Source organism: Streptomyces sp. PA03-6a, assembly GCF_033792765.1.
GTDB lineage: Bacteria > Actinomycetota > Actinomycetes > Streptomycetales > Streptomycetaceae > Actinacidiphila.
In genome coordinates this window covers 1-11,079 of the sequence record NZ_JARAVK010000277.1, presented here as the reverse complement: position 1 = coordinate 11,079, position 11,079 = coordinate 1, and the positions used below count along the sequence as shown (strand labels likewise).

Here is an 11,079-nt window from a genome sequence, read left to right as displayed (position 1 = left end):
TCATCATTGGCTCCGGGTCCGGTCGGTGCGCCGCGGGGGACGGTGGGGGGTGTCGCTGGTCACCAGGCCGGGCCAGCGGCGGCGGGCGCCCTGGCGGCTGATGTTGCAGGCGCGGCCGATCTGGGGGTATCCGGCACCTGCGGCGGCCGCCTGCTCGGCCGCCTGGTTCTCCAGGTGCTCGACCGCCTGCTGGAGGAGGCTGAGCATGTGCAGGTACGCCAGGGCGTCTCCGCGCGCTTCGGTACCGTCGTCGGTGGCCCCGGGGACGGTGAGCGGGCGGAAGGCACGACGGGCAAGGCGCCGGGCGAGGTCGTCGACCGCGCCGATCGCCAGGGCGGCGAGCTCCTCCTCCGGCAGGCGCGGAGAGAAGTGGGTGCCAGGCATGGCCCCCACCTTAGGACCTGCACCATCGCACGACAACAAGTGTTGTCGGGTGGCCGATACAGTGGTTCCGCCCTCGGGTATCCGGCGGCGGCGAGCGAAGCGGAGGGCGCACAGCGTGGCAACGGGCGAGACGATCGTGCAGGCGGCCGCGAGGCCGGAGACGGCGCGCGTGCCCGATGACGCCCGGGGCCCGGGCCGGCTGTCGGCGTGGACCACCCGGCAGTGGCTCCGGGTGGGGGTGAGCCTCGCCCTCGCGGTGCTCGCCGCGCTCGGCGCGCTCGGCATCTGGGCGCTGGACCGCAGCTCGGCCCTGACCGACCAGCTGGTCGACGTGCGCTCCCCGGCCCTGGTCAACTCCGTCCGGCTGGAAGCGGCGCTGGTGAACCAGGAGACCGGTGTCCGCGGCTACGGGCTCAGCGGGCAGCGGGAGTTCCTCGACCCGTACACCCAGGGGCTGGCGGACGAGCGGACCGCCCTCGACCGGCTGCGTCCCCTCGTCCAGGGTGACGCGCGGGCCCGCGCCGACCTCGACGCCGTCGTGGACGCGGCCACCGCCTGGCAGGGGCTGATCGCGCGCCCCGTCGCCTCCGCGCCGGCCACGCCGGGGGAGCCGGTACCGCTCGCCACCGAGCGGGCCGACGAGGGCAGGGCCGCCTTCGACCGGGTCCGCAACGCCCTCGGCTCCCAGCAGGAGCACCTGCGGCAGGCCCGCATCACCGCCGGCACCCAGCTCGACGCCGCCGTGCGGCTGCGCAACGTGGTGCTCACCGCCATCGCCGCCGTCATCGTGCTGCTGGCCGTGCTCGTCTTCGAGGGCCTGCGCCGCGGCATCACCCGGCCCCTGGAGCTGCTGGGCACCGAGGTCCGGCACGTGACGCGGGGCCGCTTCGACCACCCCATCACCGTGAACGGCCCGGCCGACCTGCGCCGGCTCGGCGGGGACGTGGAGGGCATGCGGCGCCGGCTCGCGGAGGAGCTCTCCTTCGCCGAGCGGGCCCGGGAACTCCTCGACGAGCAGTCCGCCGACCTCAAGCGCTCCAACGCCGAGCTGGAGCAGTTCGCCTACGTCGCCTCGCACGACCTGCAGGAGCCGCTGCGGAAGGTGTCGAGCTTCACCCAGCTCCTGCAGCGCCGCTACGGGGACCAGCTGGACGAGCGGGCCGACCAGTACATCGCGTTCGCCGTCGACGGCGCGAACCGCATGCAGACCCTCATCAACGACCTGCTGGCGTTCTCCCGGGTGGGCCGGGTCCACAACCAGCAGGGCACCGTGGACCTCGATCGGATCGCCGGCGCGACGGAGGAGGCGCTGAGCGTCGCCCTGGAGGAGTCCGGCGCCGAGATCACCCGCGACCCGCTGCCCACCGTCGTCGGCGACACCACGCAACTGGGCATGCTCTGGCAGAACCTCATCTCCAACGCGGTGAAGTTCCGCCACCCCGACCGGGCACCGAGGATCCACGTCGAGGCCCGGCGCGACGGCGACCTGTGGCGGTTCTCCGTCACCGACAACGGCATCGGCATCGACCCCGAGTTCGCCGAGAAGGTCTTCGTGATCTTCCAACGGCTGCACACCAAGGACGCCTATCCCGGCAACGGGATCGGGCTGGCCATGTGCAAGAAGATCGTCGAGTTCCACGGCGGCACCATCGGCATCGACCCGGAGTACGGCCCAGGTACCCGCATCGCCTTCACCCTCCCCGCACAGCGGCCCGACCCCGGGCAGGAGTCCGGAACCGCGTCCGCCGCCGCAGAGGACGCCGCGGACGACGCCGGAGGTACGGGGGAGCCCCGACCGTGACGACACCCCCCACGCCGCTCACCCCTGTCGCGCACCACCGGATCCTGCTCGTCGAGGACGACGCCGGCGACGCCCTGCTGGTGACCGAGATGCTCGCCGACACCTCGCTCCGGTACACGCTCGTCTGGCACAAGACCCTGGCGGACGCCTGCTTCGAGCTGTCCGCGCGGGCCGCCGACTGCGTCCTGCTCGACCTGCACCTGCCCGACGCCGCGGGCCCCGGTGCCGTCGCCGAGATCCAGAGCGCCGACCCGAACACCGCCGTCATCGTGCTGACGGGCCTGGCCGAGGGGCAGGCCGGTTCCGAGGCCCTGGCGACCGGCGCCCAGGACTACCTCGTCAAGGGCAAGGTCGAACCGGAACTCCTGCAGCGCGCCGTGCGCTACGCCGTCCAGCGCAAGCAGGCCGAACGGGCCGGCGCCGACCTGCAGGCCGGAAGGCTGCGCGCGCAGGAGAACGCCCGCCTCGAACGGGGCCTGCTGCCGCAGCCCCTGCTGGCCACCCCCGCCGTCACCGCCACCAGCCGCTACCTCCCCGGGCGGGAGAGCGCCCTGCTGGGCGGCGACTTCCTCGACGTGGTGCAGACCGACGACGGGCGCGTCCACGCCGTGATCGGCGACGTCAGCGGCCACGGCCCCGACGCCGCGGCACTCGGCGTCTGCCTGCGCATCGCCTGGCGCGCGCTGACCCTGGGCGGCCACCGTGGCCCGGAACTCCTGCGCCTGCTGGAGCGGATGCTGGTCGCGGAACGTTCGCACCCCGACCTGTTCACCACGTGCACCCTGCTCACCCTGGACTTCGCCGCGCCCCGGGCCACGGTGCACCTGGCCGGGCATCATGAGCCCCTGCTGACCACCGGCGGCGTCACGCGACCGGTCCAGGCGGCCCACGGCGTCGCCCTCGGCATCGCACCGGGCCTGGACCAGTGGCCCGCCACGGCCTTGGACCTGCCGGAGCGGGGCACCCTGACGCTCTACACCGACGGCCTCATCGAAGGCCATGCCGGCCCCGGCGGTGAGCGGCTCGGCGCGCAGGGGCTGCTGCGCCTGCTGGCCCGGACCTCCGTGACCGCGCCCGACGCGCACCTCGACGCGCTGATCGGGCAGGTCCGTGACCTGGACGGGGAACGCCACACGGACGACCTGGCGGTACTGCGCCTGGACTGGGGCGCGGCGGGTGACGGCGCGGCCGTGCCCGCCGGCGGTTCAGCCGGCGCGGCGGTGAACGGCCGGGGCCACTGACTCCAGGCGCTCCAGGAGCAGCCCCTCGCGCGTGGACCAGGGGCAGATCTCCACGCTGTCCACCCCGCACATCTCCATCAGGGTCTCGGCCACCAGCGCCCCCGCCAGCGACTGGCCCGCGCGGTGCCGTGAGATGCCCGGGAGCTTGGCGCGTCCCGCCGGGCCCTTCGCGGCCAGGACGGGCACGATCTCCCGCACCTGCTTCAGCGTCAGCCGGTCCGCACCCTCGTCGGACGTGCCGCGGGCGGCTGCGAGCCGCGCCAGCTGCGTGAACGTCTTGGAGGAGGCCAGCACCCGTCCGTCCCGCGGCGCCCGCGGCAGGGCGTCGCCCAGCTCGCCGACCGACGCGCGTAGACGGTCGCGGACCTCGTGCAGCCGCCGCTTGGAGGTGACGGCGTCCACCAGGTCCCAGCGGCGGTTGACGGCGCGGGCTCCCAGGGGAAGCGAGTGGACCGCGTGCGGCTGCTCCCCGGTGCCGGCCGCGATCTCCAGCGTGCCGCCCCCGATGTCCAGCACCAGCAGCGGCCCTCCGTCCCGGCCCGCCCACTCGCGGGCGGCCACGTAGGCCAGCCGGGCCTCCTCCTCGCCCGACAGCACCCGCAGCCGCATGCCCGTGGTCCGCGCGACCTGCGCGATGACCTCGTCGCGGTTCGGCGCGTCCCGGATGACGGAGGTGGCGAAGGCGTACACCGAGGGCAGCGAATGCCCGCTGTCGGCCGCCAGGGTCCGCGCCACCGCGTGCTGGACGCTGCGCACCCCCGACCTGTCGAGCCGTCCCGCCGCGTCGAGCGTCTCGTGCAGCCGCAGCCGCACCTTGCGTGCCAGTACCGGTTCCAGCGGCGAGTCGGCCCGTCGCTCCACGATCGTGAGCAGGGCGCTGTGGCACCCGACGTCGAGCACTCCCGTTCTGCGTACCTTCCTCTGCGTCTTCAATCCGTACCTCCACCCCTCATCGACACCGCACCCTCCTCATTCCCCGGATCGACGGCTCTGCCTCCCCGAAGACGGGCGGGCGCCGTCCTATTGAGGGCCCCGCGTGCCCGCAAGTCAAGATCCTTTGACGAGATCGTTGCGGAGAGCACCCAATCGGTCACGGCTGCGCCGGTGCGGCTCCGGGGGGTGGAGCGGCGAATTCCGCGCCGGTGGCGGCTGGTTGCGCCGTCACCGCGCCGTCACCGCGTCCTCACCGCGCCGGCTCCGCCAGCTGCACCAGCGCGGCCGCCGTCAGCGCGGTCACGCCCGCGGGGACGGCGAGCCGGGGATCGGGACGGAACCCGGGGGAGTGGTTCGGCGGCAGGGCCCCCATCTTGGCCGCGGCGCCCGTACCCGGGGTCCGCGCCCACTGTTCCGGGCCGACGCACCCGAGCATCCAGTAGGCGGTGCGCACCTCGGTCGCGCCGTGCAGACCGGCGCCGGCCGGGCCGTACAGCGGGAAGTCCTCGGTGGCCGTGGACGCGGGCCAGACGGCGACGCGTGCGGCCCCGAGGGTCCGCTCGTGAGCGCGCCGTACGGCGGCTGCGGTGCCGGGGTCGGCAAGCGTGGGCTGCGACTGCGCCAGGACCCGGACGGAGGGTTCGCGCGGGCAGCCGGAAGCCGCGCACTCGGCGGCGACGATGCGGTGCACGGCCGCGGTCACACGCTCCAGCGCCTCGTCGCCGAAGGCGCGCACCGAGACCTCCAGCGTCGCCGAGGCGGGCACCACGTTGCCCCGGGTGCCGGCGTGGAGCGAGCCCACCGTCAGCACCACCTGCTCGGCCGGACTGGTCTCCCGCGACACCACGGTCTGCAGCCTCAGCACGATCGCGGCCGCGGCGACCACGGGGTCCACCGCCAGGTGCGGGCTGGCCGCGTGGCCGCCCGAGCCGTGCACGACGACCTCGAGGAGCCGGCTGCCCGCCAGCACCGGTCCGTGCGCGTGGGCGACCATCCCGGCCGGCAGCGGCGCGGTGTGCTGGGCCAGGACGACGTCGGGGACCGGGAAGCGGGTGTACAGGCCGTCCTCCAGCATGGCGCGGGCCCCGTCGAGGGTCTCCTCCGCGGGCTGGCCGACCGTCACCAGGGTGCCCGACCAGTGACCTGTGGCGCCGGCGAGCAGCGCCGCCGTACCGCCGAGGCACGCCAGGTGCAGGTCGTGGCCGCACGCGTGCATCACGGGCACCGGGCGGCCCTCGCCGTCGAGGGCGACGGCCTCGCTGGCGTACGGCAGACCGGTGGCCTCCCGGACCGGCAGCGCGTCCAGTTCGGCGCGCAGCATCACCACCGGGCCGGGGCCGTTGCGGAGCACGCCGACCACGCCGTGCCCGCCGACGCCGGTGGTGACCTCGAGCCCGGCGTCATGCAGGCGCTCCGCGTGCCGCGCCGCGGTGCGCTCCTCCGCACCGGACAGTTCGGGATGCCGGTGCAGGTCGAGGTAGTCGGCCACGGTGGGCCGCAGGACGCGGGGCAGGCCGTCGAGGACTTGGCGGTACGGGCCGTTCGCGGAGGGACTCAAAACTGGCTCCCGTCGAGGGGTGTCAGGGCGGCATGGCCGCCGGAGGGCTGACAGCGGGGTGACAGCGGGACGCGCACGGATCTGCCAGCGGACCCCGTTAGAAAGGAACCCGGGTACGGCGCAAGGGTGTGCGGTTGTCCGCAACCGGCGCCCCGAGCCGCGCCCTTGTCGTCGCGTTCACCCATGGGCCGACCGGCCCGTTCCCTCAGGAGGAGACACGATGCCGCAGAACTCGCTGGAGTCGCTCGCCCAGGAGATCCTCGAGCTGGAGTCCGAGACCTTCGAGATCACCGACTACTCGGACGCGAGCGAGGTCATGCTGGGCTCGTCCACCAGCTGCTCGAGCACCAGCACCTGCTCCAGCACCACCAGCACCACCAGCTGCACCGCCTGATCCTCCGGATCCGGGTCATCGCCCTCTGCGCCGCGGCTCGCGCCGCCGCGCAGAGGGCTTTGCCGTGCTCCGTCCGGGCGGGGCAGGCTCAGGGGAACGGGTGCGGGACGCGCCGCAGTTCGTCCTCGCCGAGGTCCGTCCGCCGCAGCCCGGCCCGGCGGAACGCCGTGCGCAGCCTGGGCATGTGCAGGGCGCGCTGACGTGTCCAGCCGAAGTCGATCGGCAGCAGGCCCGGGACCAGGGTGGAGACGGTGCGCAGCCCCATCCGTTCCTGCTCCGGCGTCGTCTGGTCGACGACGATCACGTCGAAGCCCGCCCCGGTGAGGGCGTCCCGGCACAGCATGAGGTCGTCGAGGAGGTCACCGGTGCGCGGCAGGCGCCGCTCCCAGTCCGCGTACAACTCGCCCAGCGGGCGTACGGCGGCCGGCCGCAGATATGACGCGGCGTGCTCCGCCATCTCGGGCAGCCCGAAGAGCGCGGCGTGGTCGGGCAGGCGCCGGACGAGGTCGAAGTCCCGGGCCATGGCGGCCAGTTCCTCCGGGCGTTCGCGGACCTGCCCCGGCAGGTGGGGGATGTAGGTGAGGATCTCCGCCACCGCCGACTCCACGGCGGTCTCCGGGTCGAAGGCGGCCCCGGCGGCGAAGGCCAGCGTGCCGGGCCCGCCGTCGCGGCGCACCGCGAGCCCGGTGGCGACCGGCACCGGCAGGTCCACGCGGCTGTCGAAGACGTGTACGTCGTAGCCCTGCAGGGCGGCCCGGTCGACCATGGCGCGGGTGGCCCCGCGGGTGCAGGAGCCCAGGTCGATCTCCGTCGGCCGGGCGTTGCCGTACCAGCCGAGCAGGAAGGAGTCGCGCTCGATGAGCTCCAGCAGCCCGAACAGGACCGCCTCCTCCAGGCAGCTGCCGATCGCGCAGCCGTTGGAGCACTCGAAGACGAAGTTGTCCGCCGCCAGCCCCGCGCTGTAGTGGACGAGCCGGGCCGGGACGAGGACCGGCCGCTCGTCGCGCAGCGACCAGCCCCGCACCCACGGGATGGGGCGGTCCGGCGCGAAGGGGCTCAGCATCGGGTCGTCGCGGTAGGTCTCCGGCGCGTACAGGCCGCATTCGCGCGGGTCGAGCGCCCGGTCGCCGAGCACGTCGTACGCCTCGGTCAGCAGTGGCCCGCGGCGCCGCCGGTGGGTGCCCGCGTAACGCTCCAGGCCCTCCAGGAACGCCAGGTCGCGGCTGGCCCGGAAGGAGTTGGCCTGGCCGCTCCACGTGACGTCGGTCAGGCCGGCGTAGCCGCGCATGAAGACGCTCCCGGCGACCGGCGCGGTCGTCGGCGACTTGACGTCGGTCCAGGTGGTGGCGCCGAGGACACCGCACACCGGGTTCGCCAGCGCGTCGGCCGGCAGCGCGTACGAGCGCGGGGAGCGCAGCCGGTACGCCTCCGGGGACGGCTTGGGCCGGGGCACCGGTGCCGTCACCGGCTGCACCGCCGTGGTCCCGTCCTCGGGGACGCAGTGCGGGCACAGCGGCTCGCCCAGCAGGGGCACCGAGGTGACCTGGAGGGTCGCCAGGTCCAGCCGGGTGACGCGGGGCAGCGGCCCGGACGGGCCGGCGGTCAGGGCGCGCTCGTACAGGGAGGAGACGGCGTCCACCACGTAGCCCGGCAGGGCGGGCCAGTCGCCCGCCGCCCGCGTGGCCGTGCCGGTCTCCCAGGCCTCGCGCTCCGAACGGGTGCGCAGCCGCTGCCAGCGCATGGCCAGGCACTGGCCGCACGCCCGCTCCGCGGGGTCGGTGCCGCGCCAGGGGCCGATGAGTACGGCGTCCCAGGTGAGGTGGATCGTGGCGGCCGGGCGCTCGGCGTGGTGCGGATCGCGCCCGGGGGCGAGGGTGTCGGCGGTGCCGAGCGGCACCACGAGCGGCGGCGCCGCGGAGTGGCGTCCGGCGAGGGCCGCGCGCAGCGCGCGGGCCGCGGTGTCCATCAGCGCCGCGGGCGGCGCCGTCGTGGGGGCGAGGTCGGCGGTCATCCGCGGCTGCTCCAACGGAAGGTCCTGGCGGCGATCAGCGCGAACAGCGCCGCGAATCCGATGAGTCCGCCGCACGCGAGGGCGTAGTCGGAGGCGCTGCCGTGGTGGGTGTCGGAGAGCACGCCGAGGACGCCGTCGTTGAAGTAGCGCAGCGGCAGGGCGAGCGACAGGTCGCGCACCCAGCCCGGCATCAGGTCGGCCGGGAAGAACGAACCCGACAGGAACGCCATTGGCACCATGATGCAGTTGGCGATCGCCGCCACGGCCTCGGGCGTGTCGGCGAGACTGCCGACGACCAGCCCCAGCGCCATGAACGCGGTGATGCCGAGCACCAGCACCGGGATCACCAGCGGCCAGCCCGACGCCAGGTGGAGCCCGAACATCGGCAGCAGCGCCACGCCGATGAACAGCGCCGCCTGCGCCAGCCCCACGCCGACGGCCACGGCGTAACGGGACGCCAGCACCGAGGACAGGGAGGCGGGCGTTCGCCAGATCAGCCGCAGGATGTCGTCGCGGCGCCAGTGCATCAGCGTGAAGGCCACGCCGAACATCGCCGCGTTGCCGACGCCCCACGACAGCACGCCGGGGGCGATGTAGTCGATGTACGGGGGGCCGTCGTCCTGGACGGTCTGCCCCTTGAAGATCAGGCCGAAGACGATCAGGAAGAGCAGGGGGAAGGCGAAGGTGAAGAAGACGGTGGTCCGGTCCCTGACCGCGGCGCGGTAGTTGGCCCGGGTCAGTGCGGCGTACGCGCTCACGTCAGTGCTCCGATCCGGTCAGGGCGAGGTAGGCGTCCTCCAGCGTGGCGGTGCGGGTCTGCACCGCGTCGGGCCCGGCGATCTCGTTCACCGCGACGATCACCTGGCCGGCGACGTGGGTCTCCATGACGACCTCGCCGTTCTCCACCTCGGCGCGTTCCACGCCCTCGATGGCCAGGGCGCGTTCGACGGAGAGGCGGTCGGCGGGCACCAGGACGCGGGTCGGCGCCTTGAGCGAACGGACGAGGTTGGCGGGCGTGTCCAGGGCGATGACCCTGCCATGGGCCATGATCGCCACCCGGTCGCACAGGGCCTCGGCCTCGTCCAGGTGGTGCGTGGTGTGGACGATGGTGCGCCCCTCGCCCTTCAGGCCCCGCAGCAGGCTCCACAGCGAGCGCCGGGCCTCCGGGTCGAGGGCGGCCGTGGGCTCGTCCAGCATGATCAGCTCGGGCTCGTGGACGAGGGCGGTGGCGATGGCCAGGCGCTGGCGCTGTCCACCGGACAGGTCGTCGACGCGGGCGGCGCCCTGCTCGGCCAGGCCCACCTCCTTCAGCGCGCGGTCGGCGGCCTCGGGGCCCAGGCCGTAGAGGGTGGCGACGGTGCGCAGGTGCTCCAGTGCGGACAGCCGGGTGAAGAACGCGGAGGCCTGGGTCTGGACGCCGAGCCGCCGCAGCAGGCCGGTGTTGCGCGGCCAAGGGGACGAGCCGAGCACCGACACGCTCCCGCTGTCGGCGCGGCGCAGGCCCTCGACCATCTCGATGAGCGTGGTCTTCCCGGCGCCGTTCGGCCCGAGGATGCCGAAGAACTCCCCGCGGCGCACGGTGAGCGACACCCCGTCCACGGCCTGTACGTCGCCGTAGCGCTTGCGCACGTCGTCGATCACCACGGCCTCGGCGGCCGGTTCCACTGGCGTCATCACTTGTTCCCTTGGTTCCCTTGCTGGGTGATGGTCGTCGCCGGCCGGGACGCACGGCGGATCCGCGGTCACGGCGGGCGCGGTCCCGGGTGGCCGCGCGGACTCCCGCGCGGCCTGGTCCCCGTCCGGCGGTGTGTGCTTCAGCCGCCTGGCGCGCGCGGCCAGGCCCAGCCGCCACAGCACGACGGCGGCCAGGAGGAGGAGCACCGGGGCCGAGCCGGCCACGGCGCCGTAGCGGTCGGCCAGCGTCCTGGAGGCCCACAGCAGGAGCAGCGCGGCGGCCCCCGTCGTCAGGGCCCCGGCCAGCAGGCCGTACGCGGTGTAGACGGCACGCGCCCGCGGCGGGTAGGCGCCGGTGCCCGGGCCGCGGCCGAACCGGCCCGCGACGGCGGCACCCAGGTAGGTGCGGCTGCCCGCGGCGAGTTGCTCCACGCCCAGGCCGTACCCGAGCAGCTTGTAGCCGTCCAGCGGGGACAGCGGCACGAGGTTGGCGAGCGCGAAGACCAGGCCCACCAGCAGCGCCCCGCCGAGCGCGGAGTGCAGGGCCCCGGGCGGTGCCCACGTCCACAGCGGCCAGAGCGGCAGGAGCAGGGCGAGGTTCATGGCGGGTCCGGCGGCGGCGGTCGCCACCTGGTGGCGGCGCCGGGCGAAGAACGGTACGTCCTGCACCAGGCAGTACATGTACGTCACCGGCAGCCGCCAGCGCAGCCCGATCTCCGTGACGGTGCCTCCGAAGGCGCGGCCCACCAGACCGTGCGCCAGCTCGTGCAGGGCCATGCTGACCCAGAGTCCGACGCCCACGGCCATCAACAGCGGTGGATAGTGGGCCAGTTGGTTCATGTCGCGCACCAGTGTGCCGAACTCCGCGGCCAAATGGATCATCATCGCGCACACCAGCAGCACCACCGTGCCCAGGAAGAGCGGTGTGCGGGCGAAGGCGGTGCGCCGGTGCAGGTCCTCGATGAGCGCCCCGGCGTCGGAGACCATGCGGACGTGCCCGTTCAGCACCGTGGACCGGCCGGTCAGCGCGCCCTTTGGTGCCGGTCCACGGTGCTGAACGGGCACGTCCGCATGGTCTCCGAC

The 11,079-nt window shown here is 74.3% G+C and carries 9 protein-coding genes; 3 read left to right on the top strand and 6 right to left on the bottom strand.

The window, feature by feature from the left end:
- Nucleotides 1–3: 3 nt before the first annotated feature.
- Nucleotides 4–384, bottom strand: coding sequence for a hypothetical protein (locus tag PV350_RS39340; RefSeq protein WP_499509267.1), 381 nt, complete (start codon nucleotides 382–384; stop codon nucleotides 4–6).
- Nucleotides 385–499: 115 nt separating this feature from the next.
- Between PV350_RS39340 and PV350_RS39335 the strand changes: the two genes are divergently transcribed.
- Both PV350_RS39335 and PV350_RS39330 read left to right on the top strand, forming a co-directional pair.
- Nucleotides 500–2,185, top strand: coding sequence for a sensor histidine kinase (locus PV350_RS39335; protein WP_500338243.1), 1,686 nt, complete (start codon nucleotides 500–502; stop codon nucleotides 2,183–2,185).
- On the top strand, nucleotides 2,182–3,426 hold the full coding sequence (locus PV350_RS39330; protein WP_500338241.1) for a PP2C family protein-serine/threonine phosphatase: 1,245 nt from the start codon (nucleotides 2,182–2,184) through the stop codon (nucleotides 3,424–3,426). Before PV350_RS39335 ends, PV350_RS39330 begins: the two co-directional genes overlap by 4 nt.
- Here PV350_RS39330 and PV350_RS39325 read toward each other — a convergent pair.
- Together PV350_RS39325 and PV350_RS39320 are read right to left on the bottom strand one after the other, a co-directional pair.
- Nucleotides 3,391–4,326, bottom strand: coding sequence for a Ppx/GppA phosphatase family protein (locus PV350_RS39325; RefSeq protein WP_500338239.1), 936 nt, complete (start codon nucleotides 4,324–4,326; stop codon nucleotides 3,391–3,393). The two genes, PV350_RS39330 and PV350_RS39325, sit on opposite strands and share 36 nt — an antisense overlap.
- Nucleotides 4,327–4,609: 283 nt before the next feature.
- The gene (locus PV350_RS39320; RefSeq protein WP_500338237.1) at nucleotides 4,610–5,917 is read right to left on the bottom strand and encodes an amidohydrolase; all 1,308 of its coding nucleotides are present in this window, start codon (nucleotides 5,915–5,917) and stop codon (nucleotides 4,610–4,612) included.
- A gap of 220 nt (nucleotides 5,918–6,137) precedes the next feature.
- Here PV350_RS39320 and PV350_RS39315 point away from each other — a divergent pair, with 220 nt between their 5' ends.
- Nucleotides 6,138–6,311, top strand: coding sequence for a thiazolylpeptide-type bacteriocin (locus PV350_RS39315; RefSeq protein WP_089228050.1), 174 nt, complete (start codon nucleotides 6,138–6,140; stop codon nucleotides 6,309–6,311).
- An 88-nt stretch (nucleotides 6,312–6,399) separates the two neighbouring features.
- Here PV350_RS39315 and PV350_RS39310 read toward each other — a convergent pair whose 3' ends face one another.
- The 3 genes from PV350_RS39310 to PV350_RS39300 are packed head-to-tail and all read right to left on the bottom strand — an operon-like array spanning nucleotide 6,400 to nucleotide 9,996.
- Nucleotides 6,400–8,322: a TOMM precursor leader peptide-binding protein gene (locus PV350_RS39310; protein WP_500338235.1), complete on the bottom strand. Its 1,923-nt coding sequence runs from the start codon at nucleotides 8,320–8,322 to the stop codon at nucleotides 6,400–6,402.
- Nucleotides 8,319–9,080, bottom strand: coding sequence for an ABC transporter permease (locus tag PV350_RS39305; protein WP_499509261.1), 762 nt, complete (start codon nucleotides 9,078–9,080; stop codon nucleotides 8,319–8,321). Before PV350_RS39305 ends, PV350_RS39310 begins: the two co-directional genes overlap by 4 nt.
- Nucleotide 9,081: 1 nt before the next feature.
- On the bottom strand, nucleotides 9,082–9,996 hold the full coding sequence (locus PV350_RS39300) for an ABC transporter ATP-binding protein (RefSeq protein WP_499516701.1): 915 nt from the start codon (nucleotides 9,994–9,996) through the stop codon (nucleotides 9,082–9,084).
- Between the last annotated feature and the right edge of the window lie 1,083 nt (nucleotides 9,997–11,079).

Excerpts from the sequence above, each read along its gene's own strand:
- PV350_RS39340 (WP_499509267.1), bottom strand. The coding sequence starts at position 384 with ATGCCTGGCACCCACTTCTCTCCGCGCCTGCCGGAGGAGGAGCTCGCC.
- PV350_RS39310 (WP_500338235.1), bottom strand. The coding sequence starts at position 8,322 with ATGACCGCCGACCTCGCCCCCACGACGGCGCCGCCCGCGGCGCTGATG.
- PV350_RS39315 (WP_089228050.1), top strand. The coding sequence starts at position 6,138 with ATGCCGCAGAACTCGCTGGAGTCGCTCGCCCAGGAGATCCTCGAGCTG.
- PV350_RS39300 (WP_499516701.1), bottom strand. The coding sequence starts at position 9,996 with ATGACGCCAGTGGAACCGGCCGCCGAGGCCGTGGTGATCGACGACGTG.